This is a genomic window from Nocardia alni, from assembly GCF_019038435.1.
Lineage (GTDB): Bacteria > Actinomycetota > Actinomycetes > Mycobacteriales > Mycobacteriaceae > Nocardia > Nocardia alni.
This window is the reverse complement of sequence record NZ_JAGPOX010000023.1, coordinates 69734-83812: the sequence shown is the minus strand read 5'-3', so window position 1 is coordinate 83812 and position 14079 is coordinate 69734. Positions and strand designations below refer to the sequence as shown.

Below are 14079 nucleotides of genomic sequence, written 5' to 3'. Positions count from 1 at the left end.
GCTCGGTTCGCCGGGGCGGAACCTGCCGGGGGACGATCGGGATCGAGGCGGGCTTCCTGGTCACCACCGGCGGCGGAAGCGGGATGGTGGCCGGCACGGTGGTCGGCGTGAAGTCCGAATGGGCGTCGGGGGTACTGGGCGCCGGTGTTGTGGAATGACTGCTGAGCGCGATGCCGACCCCCGCACCGCCGAGTAGCAGGCCCAGCACCGCCGCGGCGGCGATCAACGCGGGGGTGCGGCGACGGGGTGCGGGCGGGACGACCGTCGGCGCCACCTCGGTCGCATTCGGTTCGGGTGATTCGGCGACCTCGGGTGCGACGATCCGGTCGGCGGCGACCGCCCGCGCGAGGCCCTCCACCGGGATGGCCGCGGAATACGCCTGGGCGTTCTCCGGCGTCGCCAGCGCGGGCAGGATGTCGGTGGACTCCATCGGATTCTCGGCGCGGGTCGGATCCGGCGGGGTCGCCCCCGCGGGGGTGGACAGCACCGCGGCCAACGCGCTGCGCGCGGCCGCCGCGGCGTATTCGCGACCCGTCTCCGCATCGGGCAGGATCGCCTCGCTCACCAGCGCGACCGAGCGCAGGCCGAGATAATCCAGGGCGTCGCGCAGGGCCAGCACCTGCGCCGCCGGCCAGTGCGCGGGATGCACGGCATAGAACTCCGCAGGCCCCGCGAGATGTGCGGCGGCCAGATCGATCAGGCAGAACAGGGCCGTGGCCACCAGATCCTCGGCCCGGTACGCCTCGCCCTCGTCGACCGGGATGCCGGCCGGATCGCCGACCGCCGCGACGAAGCCGGTGATCGAATGGGTGTTGCCCTCGGGGGGATCGCCGCCCAGTTCGGTATCGCCGTCGTCGGACATGTAGAGGATCGGCTCGCGCACGACGAACAGGGGCGGCTGGGGCAGCAGCGCGCCCGACCCGCCGCCGTTGCTGACGATGGCCGCCAGGCATTCGTCCTCGGCGATTCGCAGGCCCACCCCTGTGGCCATCCTGGTTACCTCGCTCCGGTCCGTCCCGAGATCGGGTCATGCTGTTTCATACGCCAGCAGTCACCGTCTCATACAAGTAGGGAACCGTGCCCCATGGCGCGAAGCATCGACAATAGCTCCGAACGCGAACCGGCCCCGATTCGACGCCGGATTCGCGCCACATGATGCTCCACCGTCTTGGCGGAGATGTACAGCCGTGCGCCGATCTCCCGGTACGTCAGGCCCAGCAGCACCAGCTCGGCGACCTCGCGTTCGCGCTCGCTGAGCGCGGTTCCGGGCACGGTCTGCGGCTGTGGCGCGGCGGGCGGATGCTGCGGATTCTGTGGCGAGCGGGCCCGAAACCGCACGGCGTACGCCAATTCCGCCAGCGCGGTGCAGGTCGCGGCATCGCTGCCGGCCACCGCCGCCTCACCGGCCACCCGGGCCGCATCCCAGGTCAGACCGAGGTCCGCGAGTCCGCGCGCCGCGGCCGTCACCCGATCTTGCGCGATCTGGCCGTGCAGCACCGATATCCAGGTGCGACCGGCCTCGGCCAGCGCCGCGGCCTGCGGATCCCCGGCCCGGGCCGCGGCCTCGAGCCGCTGGGCGGACGGCAGCGACTCGTCCGGATGTTCGCCGGCGATGGCCGCCTGGATCGCGTACCAGTGGAAGGCGTTCGCCCATGCCGGTGGATTGTCCAAGCGGTCCAGCAGTTTTCGCGCCGCGTCGACGAGTGCTGCCGGGCGGGCCTCGTCGTGCAGCCGGATGCTCGCGAGCCAGAGTTCGCCGATCGGCAACAGCGCCAGCAGGTCCGCGCCGACGTCGTCGAACATCGGATACGCGCTCTGCCAGGCCAGGGCCAGTGCGGCCTGGTCCCCGGCGCGCCGGGCCAGGCCGACCCGCACGCCGTGTCCGAGCAGCCGTTCGCGCGCCGGGAGCGCGGCGAGGTCCAGGGGCGCGACGAGTGTCGCGGCGCTCTGCTCGTCTCCGCTGAGCATCGCGGTCCACGCGCCGAGTACGGCACGGGTGGCGTCGGATTCGAGATCGCCGTGCAGCGCGTCGGCGGCGCGCCCCGGGTCGCCCATGCTCAGGCACAGCAGGGTCGCCACGGTCACCGCGTCGCAGGGCAGGAAGCGGGCGGTGCTTCGATCCGCGGGGGCGCCATCGGCGCGTGCGGTCTGAACAAGCGACGACGCCGCGGCGACCGCCGCACTGCGGCCGGACAGATCGATCGACTGCGCCAGCGCGGCGACGATCCGTCCGGAACGCACGGTGGCCTCGGTCGGGGGCCATCGATCCGCCGATGCGGAGAAGGCGGCGGCCATCTCGGCGGCGCCGGCCAGATACGACACGGTGGCCCCGACAGCCCAGTCGGCGCCCACCCGGTCGGTGCCCAGCCAGGAGTACAGCTGTACGGCTCGGTCGACCAGTCCGCGCCTGGTCCACACCCCGGCGCAGATGCGCACGGCCGCGGCCCATTCCGTATACGGCGCGACCTGCTGATCGAGCACCGGCTCGGCCAGGCGCAGCGCAGTGTCACCGTCGCCGACGCGCGCGGCGGCCTCGGCCCAGCGCAGTGCGATGGACTGGCGATCGGCGCCGCTGCGCGCGGCGGCGGCGTAATACCGGGCGGCCTCGGCGCCCGTCTTCTCGGCGGCCGCGCACAGGAATTGGGCCAGTCGTGGATCGTCCACGCCGGATTCGGCCAGCACGAGCGCGGTGCGTTCGCGCAGCAACCCGGCCGCCAGCCGGGCCTGGAGCAGCCGCCGCAGCACCGCCAGATAGCGGCGGTCACCGACCAGGGTGCGCAGCGGCGTCTCGGCCTGCGGCAACAGCAGATCGGCGTCGGTCACCAGCGCGGTCGCGCGTGCCCGGTCGATGAGATCCCGTGCGGCCCCATGGCTTGTCCCCAGCACCTCGGCGAGTTCGCCGGCATCCAGGCCGACGCCGGTGGTGGCGATGACGAAGACCTCCAGCAGATCCGGATCCGCGTCGTCCAGCATCGTCCGGGACCAGGCCGTGACGGCCGTGTCGACCGCGCCGATGCCCTGGCCCAGGCGAGTGGCGCAGGCCGCGGCCAGTGCCGCCACGACACCGCCGGGTATTCCGGCGGTCTGCCGGTGCACGTGCAGGGCGACCGGTCGTGGCACCGTCATACCCAATTCCCGTGCGAACGGCCCGATATCACCCACCCCCAGGGTGCGCAGATCGACGACGCGTCCGTGCCGCGCGACCGTGTCGGCCAGGGTGCGCAGCGCGGTATCGTGCGGGCACGGCCGGACCGCGATCAGAATGCCGCAGTGGACGGAACTTATTGCGGCACAGATTTTTTCCACTTCGACGCGGGAGAGCCGGTGCACGTTGTCCAGGATCAGCACCGCCGGCGAGGCGGGGTGCTCGGTCGCCGCCAGCGCCTCCTCCAGCGTGTCGTAGACGATGCCGCCGCGGGCGCGCACGCGGTTGCGGATCACGCCGAGCAGGGTGGACTTGCCGGTGCCCGAACGCCCGCGAAGCAGGTGGGCGCGCGGATCCGCGGACTGGGATTCCATCTCGCGCAAAAGATCTCGCGCACCGGGCAGCGACTCCACGGCCACGGGAATACTTCCGACCACGGCTTCGCCTCAATCGCTGCTGGGTGTGTGCGCCGGGCCCGGTGTGTACGGGCCGGGCTGCCGGGTATGTCGATCGTTGGGATATTCGGTTCGGCTCACAGTCATGTCAGCCCTCTGTCGTTGGTGAGCAGGCGATGTCGTGCGTCGGCGAACAGCTGTGTTCTGCCGACCCACCGAGGCTGTCGGTTGCGGGGCGCCGGTCGTTAACACGGCACATCCCGGAGCGGCCGGGCCGGATTCGTCGCGACGGTTCGCGTGCGGAAACTCCTACGCGGGGGCGATGAGGATCTTGGCGTGCCGGTCGGGGTTGGCCAGGGCGGTGAAGGCCCCTTCGACCTCGTCGAGGCCGATCGTTCCGGTGATCAGCGGCGCCGGATCGACCTTGCCGTCGGCGATCATGTGCAGGGTGTCGCGGAATTCGCCCGGGTCGTAGCCGAAGGCGAAGCGCAGCTCGATCTCCTTGTTGATCGCCATGGCGGGCTGGAAGCGGTCGGGTTGCATGCAGACGCCGACCACGACGATCCGCGAGCGCGGCGGGGCCGCGGCGATCAGCTGATCGATGATGCCCGGTACACCGACGCATTCGAACACCGCCGGGCCCGCGGGACCGGCATCGAGGGTGTGCATCAGCCGGAACAGCTGCCACCACGGCAGATTCGGGATCCGGCGCAGCCGCTGCATCGTGTCGAAGCCGAGGTTCAGGACGTCGGCGGCGCCCGTGATCGGCATGCGCGGCCCGGCGGTCCAGGGCTGTTCGACCGCCGGATCGACCACGGCGTCCGCGCCGCAGCGCGCGGCCAGCTCGCGCCGGCGCGGGGAGAAGTCGCTGGCGACAACGGTTCGCACACCGGCGGCCTTCAGCATGGCGATTACGGCCAGGCCGATCGGGCCGCAGCCGATGACGAATGCCGTGTGCTTCTTGGCGACCCGCGCCTTGCGTACCGCATGCCAGGCGACGGCCATGGGTTCGGTGAGCGCCGCGTGCTCGGCCGACACGCCGCCCGGGACCGGAAAGGTCATCGACTCCTGCGCCACGACGTATTCGGCGTAGCCGCCGGGCGCGGATGCGGACAGGCCGGTGAGTTCCGGCTGGCGGCCGGTGCGCAGGATCGGCAGCGCGACCACCCGGGTACCCCGCGGCCACCGCCTGCGACAGCCCGGACCGTACTCGGCTATCTCCCCGCAGAATTCGTGTCCCAGCACCACGCGCTGATCCGAGCGCATGAAGTGGTCGTAGCCGGTGGCCGCCGCGAGATCGGCGAGTTCGTCGCAGTGCACTCGCGCGTGCAGATCGGATCCGCAGATGCCACAGCGTTCCACGGCGATCAGCAGCTGGCCGGGCCCGGGTTCGGGAGTGGGGACATCGGCGACCTCGAGCTCGCCGCCGGAGCAGACCACAGCCTTCATATCCGAACGGTACCGCGCCCGCCCGGCTCCGATGTCCGGTTCGCGGTGGTGTCCGGGGCTGGACCGATCGACCGTGATGTGAGGGAGGTCACTCATTCGGGCTGTCACGGGCGGTAGCGGCGGTGTGTCCAACCGAATGTCAGCGGAATCGACCAGTAAGGATTCGCGATGCCCGTCATCGACGTTCTCGACTCGTATATCACCTACATCGACACCGGCCGCGTCGACGCGGTTCCGGTGGTGTTCCTGCACGGCAATCCCACCTCGTCCTATCTGTGGCGCAAGGTGATTCCGCACGTCGGCGGCCGGGTGCGGGCACTGGCGCCGGATCTGATCGGGATGGGCGCCTCCGGCAAACCCGATATCGCCTACCGGTTCGCCGATCACGCGCGCTATCTGGACGCCTGGTTCGACGCCCTGAGCTTGGAGGAGGTCGTGCTGGTCGGGCACGATTGGGGCGGCGCGCTCGCCATGGATCGGGTGGCGCGGCATCCCGGCCGGGTGCGGGCGGTCGCCGTGCTGGAGACGTTCCTTCGCCCGATCCGCTGGGACGAGATGCCGCCCAGGGCTGCCGAACTGTTCCGGGGATTTCGCTCCTCCGAGGGCGAGCGAATGGTCCTGCAGGAGAACATGTTCATCGAATTCAACCTGCCCGCCGGGGCCGCGGGGCTGACGCCGGAGGATCTCGACGTGTACCGCGCGCCCTATCCGACGCCCGAGTCCCGGTTGCCGATGCTGGTGTGGCCGAGAGAGTTTCCGCTCGACGGTGAGCCCGCCGACGTCGTCGCCCGGATCGAGGACTACGACCGGGTGATGGCGAACACGCCGGATGTGCCGAAGCTGGTGATGGCGGTGGAGAACGGTGTGGGCCTCGGCTCGCCGGAGATGATCGACTGGGCGGTGAGCGCGTTCGCCTCCGCCGAGGCCGTATCCATCGGTCCGGCCGGACATCACGCCCCCGAGGATCAGCCGGACGCCATCGGTACGGCGCTGGCCTCGTGGCTGGGCAAGCACGAGTTGATGTGATCGCACTTGCCTCGCGGCGCGGCCGGCCGAACGATGGTGGGATGGATATCGAATCGTCCCCGCCGGATGCCCGGCAGGACGAAGCCGACCTCGTCGCCCGCGCCGTCGCCGGGGATCGCGCGGCGCTGACCGAGGTGGTTCGAACACTCCGAGATCCGCTGTACCGGCTGGCGTTGCGGATGCTCGCCGCCCCGCCGGACGCCGAGGACGCTACGCAGGAGATCCTGCTGCGCGTCCTCGGCGGGCTCGACACCTGGCGCGGCCAGGCGCGGCTGCTCACCTGGGCCTACCGGATCGGGGTCAACCACCTGCTGAATGTGCGCCGCCGCAGCCCGCACGAGGCGGCGCAGGTCTCACTCGACGACTTCGCGACGAATCTGCGCGACGGCCTGGCCACCGAGGACTATCGGGGACCCGAGGCGACCCTGCTGACGCGCGAGGTGCGACTGACGTGCAGCCAGGGCATGCTGCAATGCCTGAGCCGGGACGAGCGCGTGGCCTTCGTGCTCGGTGAGGTGTTCGAGCTCGGTTCGGCCGAGGCGGCGTGGATCCTGGATATCGGCCCGGCGACCTATCGCAAGCGGCTCGAGCGCGCCCGCGGGCGGCTGGGCAACTTCATGACCTCGTCCTGCGGTCTGGTCGATCCGGCGGCGTTCTGCCGCTGCGCCCGCCGCGTCGACAAGGCCGTCGAACTCGGCCGGGTCGATCCGCGTCGTCCCGTTCTGGCCATCCATCCGGTGAGCGAGGGCGGGCGCACGGCCGCCGACGCCGAGGCACAGATGATCCGCCTGCACGATGCCGCGGCGGTGCTGCGCGCGCATCCGGACTACGCCGTGCCGCGGGCGCGTATGGACGCGATCGCGGGGTTGATCGGCTCGGGCCGCTTCTCGTTGCTGGACGACCCGCACGACGGGTGATCGGACAGTCCCCGGCGCGCCAGGATCGAGCCTTCGGCGGTACCGGCCGAGGGGTTCCTTCGGATGTGTCGGAAAATTGATTCGTCCGGTCGGGAATGTCTGTGACGGGTCGGTCGTTGAGCAGATCGATGCAAGATTGAGCGTGTGAGACTCAAGTTGGAGTTTGACTCGTACCCGAAGTGGGTGCAGGATTGAGCCGACCACGCTCAGTGTTGCTGAGGACCGTGCTCCGTGCGGTGTATGGGGTGAGGTCCGGTGGCCGCCGTGAGGCGGTCGCGGCAGGTAATTGCCCCTGCATCGACACATATACGTACGTCACATAGGAGGAACCACAATGGCTCGTGCGGTCGGTATCGACCTCGGGACCACGAACTCTGTCGTCGCCGTTCTCGAAGGCGGCGAGCCGGTAGTCGTCGCCAACTCCGAGGGATCGCGCACCACCCCCTCGATCGTCGCGTTCGCCAAGAACGGTGAGGTGCTGGTCGGCCAGCCGGCCAAGAACCAGGCCGTCACCAACGTCGATCGCACCATTCGCTCGGTCAAGCGCCACATCGGCACGGACTGGAACGTCGACATCGACGGTAAGAAGTACACCCCGCAGGAGATCAGCGCGCGCGTGCTGATGAAGCTCAAGCGCGACGCGGAGTCCTACCTGGGCGAGGAGATCACCGACGCGGTGATCACCGTGCCTGCGTACTTCGAGGATGCCCAGCGTCAGGCCACCAAGGAGGCCGGGCAGATCGCCGGCCTGAACGTGCTGCGCATCGTCAACGAGCCCACCGCCGCGGCCCTGGCCTACGGCCTGGACAAGGGCGACAAAGAGCAGACCATCCTGGTGTTCGACCTCGGTGGCGGCACCTTCGACGTCTCGCTGCTGGAAATCGGCGAGGGCGTCGTCGAGGTCCGCGCCACCTCCGGTGACAACCACCTGGGTGGTGACGACTGGGACGAGCGCGTCGTGCAGTGGCTGGTCGACAAGTTCAAGGGCTCCAGCGGCATCGACCTGACCAAGGACAAGATGGCGATGCAGCGGCTGCGTGAGGCCGCGGAGAAGGCGAAGATCGAGCTGAGCTCCTCGCAGAGCACCTCGATCAACCTGCCCTACATCACCGTGGACGCGGACAAGAACCCGCTGTTCCTGGACGAGCAGCTCACCCGCTCGGAGTTCCAGAAGATCACCTCCGATCTGCTGGACCGCACCCGCCAGCCCTTCCAGTCGGTCATCAAGGACGCCGGAATCTCGGTCTCCAATATCGATCACGTTGTGCTCGTTGGTGGTTCGACCCGTATGCCCGCGGTCTCCGACCTGGTCAAGGAATTGACCGGCGGCCAGGAGCCCAACAAGGGCGTGAACCCGGACGAGGTCGTCGCCGTCGGCGCCGCCCTGCAGGCCGGTGTGCTCAAGGGTGAGGTCAAGGACGTCCTGCTGCTCGATGTCACCCCGCTGTCGCTGGGCATCGAGACCAAGGGCGGGGTGATGACCAAGCTCATCGAGCGCAACACCACCATCCCGACCAAGCGTTCGGAGACCTTCACCACCGCGGACGACAACCAGCCGTCGGTGCAGATCCAGGTGTTCCAGGGCGAGCGCGAAATCGCTTCGCACAACAAGCTTCTGGGCTCCTTCGAGCTGACCGGCCTGCCGCCGGCCCCGCGTGGCGTGCCGCAGATCGAGGTCACCTTCGACATCGACGCCAACGGCATCGTGCACGTGACCGCCAAGGACAAGGGCACCGGTAAGGAGAACAAGATCAAGATCCAGGACGGCTCCGGCCTGTCCAAGGAGGAGATCGACCGGATGGTCAAGGACGCCGAGGCGCACGCGGCCGAGGACAAGGCGCGTCGCGAGGAGGCCGAGACCCGCAACCAGGCCGAGTCGCTGGTCCACCAGACCGAGAAGTTCATCCAGGACAACGAGGACAAGGTCCCCGCGGACATCAAGTCCAAGGTCGAGGCGGCCATCACCGAGGCGAACGAGTCGCTGAAGGGCACCGACATCGCGGCGATCAAGTCCGCGATGGAGAAGCTGGCCACCGAGTCGCAGGCCCTGGGTCAGGCGATCTACGAGGCCTCCGCGGGTGACGCGGCGGCATCGAGCAACGGCGCCGGTGCTCCGACCGACTCCGATGACACGGTCGTGGATGCCGAGGTCGTGGAAGAGCCGGAGAAGAAGTGACGGAACACAGTGGCGGGCCGCGCGATGGGCACGGCCCGGAACAGGAGCCGGTCACCATCGTCGACAACCGCAAGATCGATCCGGTCACAGGCGAGGTTCGCGAGGCTGCGGCGTCCGAGGACGCCGCGGCCCCCGGGCCGCAGGCCCCCGAGCCCGACCCCGTCGAGGAGGTCTCAGCGCAGGCCGGAGCCGACCAGGTTGCCGCCGAATTGGCCGAGCGCACAGCCGACTTGCAGCGGTTGACGGCCGAATACGCGAACTATCGCCGGCGCGTCGAACGTGACCGCAAGGCCGCGGTCGATGCCGCCAAGGCGTCGGTGGCCTCCGAATTGCTCGGGGTGCTCGACGATTTGGATCGTGCCCGGGCGCACGGCGATCTGGAGTCCGGCCCGCTGAAGTCGGTCGCGGACAAGCTCGCCGAGGCCCTGTCCAAGCAGGGGCTCGAGCAGTTCGGCGCCGAGGGCGAGCCCTTCGACCCGACACTGCACGAGGCCGTGCAGCACGAGGGCGACGGGCACGATCCGGTGATCGGCGTGGTGATGCGCAAGGGCTACCGCTTCGGTGACCGCGTGTTGCGCCATGCGCTTGTCGGAGTCACCGACGGGGTAGCAGATGTGGTGACAGGGTTACCGAACGCTGGCGCCGATGGCGACGAAAACTGAACGACGGTCATCCGAGATGACCGGGGCGGTGGGGCGGGGTATGCACCGACACGGAAAGGAGGAGATGCCCGGTGAATCGTGAGTGGCTCGAGAAGGACTTCTACAAAGAGCTGGGTGTTTCCTCCGGCGCCTCCCAGGACGAGATCAAGAAGGCCTACCGCAAGCTGGCCCGCGACCTGCATCCGGACAAGAACCCGGGTGACGTCAAGGCCGAGGAGCGGTTCAAGGCCGTCAGCGAGGCGCATGCCGTCCTGTCGGATCCGGAGAAGCGCACGGAGTACGACGAGGCTCGTCGGCTGTTCGCCAGCGGTGGCTTTCCCCGGGGCGGTGGATTCTCCCCGGGCGGCGGCTACACGCAGGGTGGATTCAACGACTTCAACCTGGGCGATATCTTCGGCGCCTCGAATGCCGGTGAGGGGGGTCTGGGCGACATCCTGGGCGGTCTGTTCAATCGCGGCGGCGGCGGGGCGCGCGCGTCATCGCGCCCGCGCCGCGGCAGCGACGTGGAGACCGAGACGACCCTCGGTTTCCGCGAGGCCGCACAGGGCGTCACCGTCCCGCTGCGGATGACCAGCCCGTCGCCGTGCACCACATGTCACGGCAGCGGCGCCAAGCCCGGCACGAGTCCGCGAGTCTGCCCGCACTGCAACGGGACCGGCGTCATCAGCCGCAACCAGGGTGCGTTCGGATTCAGCGAACCGTGCGAGGACTGCCGCGGCACGGGCTCGATCATCGACGACCCGTGCGTGGACTGCCACGGTACCGGCATTCAGAACCGGACCCGGACCATCACGGTCCGGATCCCGCCGGGTGTTGGGGACGGCCAGCGCATTCGCCTGGCCGGTCAGGGCGAGGCGGGTCTGCGCGGTGCGCCGGCGGGCGACCTGTTCGTCACCGTCCATGTCAGCCAGGACAAGGTCTTCGGCCGCACTGGCGACGACCTGACCCTGGTGCTGCCGGTGAGCTACAGCGAATTGGTGCTCGGCACCACGGTGTCGGTGCCCACGCTGGAGGGTCGCGTCGGGGTGAAGGTGCCCGCCGGCACCGCCGACGGCCGTACCCTACGGGTACGCGGGCGCGGCGTGCCCAAGCGCAGCGGCGGCGCCGGCGACCTGCTGGTCACCGTCAAGGTCGCGGTACCGCAGAAGCTGGACGACAATGCTACCGAGGCGCTGCGGAGCTACGCGGAGGCCGAGAAGCTAGGCGGGTTCGACCCGCGCGCTGGATGGGCAGGTGCGTAATGACCGGTCGCACAGGGGCTTCACCACCAGGATCACCCGGTAACGACCGGGGCGGCGCGAGCGCCGAGTACTTCGTGATCTCGGTGGCCGCTCAGCTGGCCGGTATGCACGCGCAGACGCTGCGCACCTATGACCGGCTGGGGTTGGTCACCCCGCACCGCACTCAGGGCGGTGGCCGACGCTATTCGAACCGGGATGTGGAACTGCTGCGCGAGGTGCAGCGGCTGTCCCAGGACGAGGGCGTCAACCTGGCCGGGATCAAGCGGATCATCGACCTCACCAACCAGGTCGAGGCGTTGCAGCATCGGGTGGAGGAGTTGAGTGCCGAGGTCGAGCGCCTGCGCTCGGGCTACCGGCCCGAACTGTCTCCACCGCAACGCAGCACCGCGCTGGTGGTCTGGCAGCCGCGCAACAAGCGCCGCTGAGCCGGCCTCCCGTAGGTACACAGCGAAATATTCACCAAGACAGCGCCTCTGGAGACGGGGGCGCTGTTTTCGTTGTATTCGCAGGAGTGCGTTGTGTTGCGAGCAGTGTGCTGTGCTTGCAGATGGGAGTAATCCCGTGAGCGAGCGGGACATTCGCACCGAAACGGTCGGAGTGATGGCGCGAAGATTGCTGGAAGCCGAATCTGCCGTGTGCCGAGAGCCTGTCGGAAGGACCGTACGGATTGCAGTGTGATCGCTGCGGAAGCGAGTCTTTCAAATCGAAACAAGTGATTCCCCTGCGGGTTTGGCTGGAATGATCGGCGTTTCCCTGGTAAACGGTTGGTTTTCACCGGTCTTTACACGCAATGCTCTGGTTTTCAGGGAATTACATGCGGGTTGTTCAAATGGTCCGTTCCATAGCTGGCAAACCTCGCCTACACTCGGTTTCCATCGGATGCTGCGGAGTGTCCGTCCGACACACCGCGCGCATCCGGACTCGTGTTCGAGTGCGAAATGGGGTTGTGAGGCACATGGATTCGCGGACCGTCGCATTGATAAGAACGACGTTCAAGGCGGTTGCTGCGGATGAGTCCGGGCCCGAAAAACTGGCCAAGGACTTCTACGCGGTGCTGTTCACCACCCATCCCCAGGTTCGCGAGTTCTTCCCCGCGTCCCTCAACGCTCAGCGCGATCGGCTCGTCAAGGCCATCGGCCATGTGGTCGACGGGCTCGAGGAGCAGGACAGGCTGCTGCCCTTCCTGGCCCAGCTCGGTCGGGATCACCGCAAGTACGGCGTCACCGCGGAACACTATGCGGCCGTTGGCGAGGCACTGACCGCCGCGCTACGGGCCAACGCCGGAACCGAACTGTGGACCGACGAGGTGGACCGCGCCTGGGTAGAGGGCATCGACCTGATCACCGGCACCATGATCGACGCCGCGGAGCAGCAGGACACGCCCCCGGTATGGACCGGCACGGTGATCGAACGCCGCGAGGTGCTGGCCAACCTGACCGTTGTGCGGCTGCGGCTGGATCAGCCGATGCGCTACGCCGCCGGGCAGTACGTGAGCGTGCAGATACCCTCCCGCCCCCGGATGTGGCGGTATCTGTCTCCGGCCGTTCCGGCGAATGACAACGGGGAGATCGAATTTCACATCCGCAGTGTCACCGGCGGCTGGGTCAGCCCGGCGATGGTCGGGCGCAGCGCGGTCGGGGATCAGTGGCTGCTCGGTTCTCCGCTGGGCGGGCTCGGCGTGCCCCGCAACACCCGTCGCAAGATGCTCATGGTCGGCTGCGGTACCGGAATCGCCCCGCTGCGTGCGCAACTCATGTCGATGACCCAGCGCCGCTCGAATCCGCGGGTGCATCTGTTCGTCGGCGGGCGCCACCCCTGCGACCTGTACGATCTGGAGTCGCTGAGTGCGCTGGCCGTGGCCAGCAAGTGGCTCACCGTCACCCCGGTCATCGAGAGTGATGAAAACCCCTGGTGGTACTTCGATTCCGGCGAGCCGTCCTCGGAGTTACCGGGCCTGGATCCACGGCGAATCGGCCAGATCGGCAGGGTGGTCGCCGGTTATGGGCCGTGGGCGGATCGCGACGTGCAGATCGTCGGTTCGCCCTCGATGGTGCAGACCACCAAGTTCCGTCTGATGGCTGCCGGAACGCCCACCACCAACATCCGCCACGACCCCCTGTTCTGAATCACCGGGCGAACACGGTGATTCCGTCGTCTCCGCGAAGGTCGGGACCGAGCGCAACTCATGAGCCGCCGCAGTCGTCGCTCGGGCCCGGCCTTCGCCGAGATTACGGCTGTCGCAGGGCCTCCGCTTCGCTCCGGAGCTTCACGCCCCTTCGTAGCGTATGACCTCCGCCGGGGTGCCGGTCTGGATGAGCCGATCGACGGTGGTCCTCGTCATGCCGGGGGAGCCGCACACCAGCACCTGATGGTTGGTCAACGGGCCCATCTCCGCGACCACGTCGGCCAGGGTGCCCTCGAGCATCTCGTCCAGCTCGAACCCGATGTCGACGCGGCACTTCTCGTACCACGGGTCCACCCAGTCCGGATCCTGCGAATTCTCCACCACGGGAATCACGGTGAGCCAGGGCAATTCATCGGTCAGCAGGTACAGCATGTCCGAAGCGTAGAGATCGCGGGGCGTGCGCCCGCCGATGAACAGGTGGGTGCGCGGCGGGGCGGGGCGGCGCGAGAGTTCCAGCAGCAGTGAACGCATCGGCGCCAGGCCCGTACCGCCGGCCAGCATCACCACATCGGAGGTCTGCTCGTCCACCGACAGCCATCCGGCCGGCTCGGTGATTCGCCACTCGTCGCCGGGCGCGGTATCGGCCACGATCGATCCGCTGCACCACCCGCCCGGCACGGCACGCACGTGGAATTCCAGCTTGCCGTCCAGCGAGGGCGCCAGCGCGGGCGACAGGCGCCGCCGCATTCCGGGATGCTGGGGCACCTCGACCTCGACCGACTGACCCGCGAGGAAGGGGACGTACTCCCCGATCAGCCGGATCACCGCGAGATCGTGACGCAGGCGGTGGTGACCCACCACGGTCGAGGACCACTCCGTGGGTGCGTCCAGATGTATCGCGCCGGTCTCATCGGGGCCGAGGGTCATTCACCACACCTATCAA

The 14079-nt window shown here is 68.7% G+C and carries 11 protein-coding genes; 7 read left to right on the top strand and 4 right to left on the bottom strand.

Annotated features, from left to right (window positions below; translation table 11 throughout):
* From JZ791_RS12010 to JZ791_RS12000, 3 genes are all read right to left on the bottom strand, one after another.
* Positions 1 to 991: hypothetical protein (locus tag JZ791_RS12010; RefSeq protein ID WP_216894321.1), on the bottom strand; the 991-nt coding region annotated here is incomplete at its 3' end.
* A gap of 68 nt (positions 992 to 1059) precedes the next feature.
* Positions 1060 to 3582, bottom strand: a complete 2523-nt coding sequence (locus JZ791_RS12005; RefSeq protein ID WP_308162892.1) for a LuxR C-terminal-related transcriptional regulator — start codon at positions 3580 to 3582, stop codon at positions 1060 to 1062.
* Positions 3583 to 3849: 267 nt separating this feature from the next.
* A complete protein-coding gene (locus JZ791_RS12000; protein ID WP_216894320.1) occupies positions 3850 to 4989 on the bottom strand; it encodes a zinc-binding dehydrogenase in 1140 nt (379 codons plus the stop codon).
* Between the two features lie 168 nt (positions 4990 to 5157).
* Between JZ791_RS12000 and JZ791_RS11995 the strand changes: the two genes are divergently transcribed.
* The 7 genes from JZ791_RS11995 (at position 5158) to JZ791_RS11965 (ending at position 13136) form a co-directional block, all read left to right on the top strand.
* On the top strand, positions 5158 to 6015 hold the full coding sequence (locus JZ791_RS11995) for a haloalkane dehalogenase (RefSeq protein WP_216894319.1): 858 nt from the start codon (positions 5158 to 5160) through the stop codon (positions 6013 to 6015).
* Between the two features lie 41 nt (positions 6016 to 6056).
* Positions 6057 to 6932 (top strand): RNA polymerase sigma factor, encoded by an 876-nt coding sequence (locus tag JZ791_RS11990; protein ID WP_216894318.1) that lies wholly within the window; start codon positions 6057 to 6059, stop codon positions 6930 to 6932.
* A 334-nt stretch (positions 6933 to 7266) separates the two neighbouring features.
* Entirely contained in the window at positions 7267 to 9108 is a 1842-nt protein-coding gene (gene dnaK / locus JZ791_RS11985; RefSeq protein WP_216894317.1) for a molecular chaperone DnaK, read from the top strand.
* Positions 9105 to 9770 (top strand): nucleotide exchange factor GrpE, encoded by a 666-nt coding sequence (grpE, locus tag JZ791_RS11980; RefSeq protein WP_216894316.1) that lies wholly within the window; start codon positions 9105 to 9107, stop codon positions 9768 to 9770. Before dnaK ends, grpE begins: the two co-directional genes overlap by 4 nt.
* Positions 9771 to 9841: 71 nt before the next feature.
* Positions 9842 to 11011: a molecular chaperone DnaJ gene (dnaJ, locus tag JZ791_RS11975; protein ID WP_216894315.1), complete on the top strand. Its 1170-nt coding sequence runs from the start codon at positions 9842 to 9844 to the stop codon at positions 11009 to 11011.
* Positions 11011 to 11436: a heat shock protein transcriptional repressor HspR gene (locus tag JZ791_RS11970; protein WP_216894314.1), complete on the top strand. Its 426-nt coding sequence runs from the start codon at positions 11011 to 11013 to the stop codon at positions 11434 to 11436. The genes dnaJ and JZ791_RS11970 overlap by 1 nt, the downstream gene beginning before the upstream one ends.
* Positions 11437 to 11966: 530 nt before the next feature.
* Complete coding sequence (locus tag JZ791_RS11965; protein ID WP_216894313.1) at positions 11967 to 13136, top strand: globin domain-containing protein; 1170 nt, start codon at positions 11967 to 11969, stop codon at positions 13134 to 13136.
* A 141-nt stretch (positions 13137 to 13277) separates the two neighbouring features.
* Here JZ791_RS11965 and JZ791_RS11960 read toward each other — a convergent pair whose 3' ends face one another.
* On the bottom strand, positions 13278 to 14063 hold the full coding sequence (locus JZ791_RS11960; RefSeq protein WP_216894312.1) for an FAD-binding oxidoreductase: 786 nt from the start codon (positions 14061 to 14063) through the stop codon (positions 13278 to 13280).
* Positions 14064 to 14079: the final 16 nt, after the last annotated feature.

Bases quoted from the DNA above. Each gene is read 5' to 3' on its own strand.
- JZ791_RS11960 (WP_216894312.1), bottom strand. From the start codon at position 14,063: ATGACCCTCGGCCCCGATGAGACCGGCGCGATACATCTGGACGCACCC.
- JZ791_RS11990 (WP_216894318.1), top strand. From the start codon at position 6,057: ATGGATATCGAATCGTCCCCGCCGGATGCCCGGCAGGACGAAGCCGAC.
- JZ791_RS11995 (WP_216894319.1), top strand. From the start codon at position 5,158: ATGCCCGTCATCGACGTTCTCGACTCGTATATCACCTACATCGACACC.
- JZ791_RS12000 (WP_216894320.1), bottom strand. From the start codon at position 4,989: ATGAAGGCTGTGGTCTGCTCCGGCGGCGAGCTCGAGGTCGCCGATGTC.
- JZ791_RS11970 (WP_216894314.1), top strand. From the start codon at position 11,011: ATGACCGGTCGCACAGGGGCTTCACCACCAGGATCACCCGGTAACGAC.
- dnaK (WP_216894317.1), top strand. From the start codon at position 7,267: ATGGCTCGTGCGGTCGGTATCGACCTCGGGACCACGAACTCTGTCGTC.
- JZ791_RS11965 (WP_216894313.1), top strand. From the start codon at position 11,967: ATGGATTCGCGGACCGTCGCATTGATAAGAACGACGTTCAAGGCGGTT.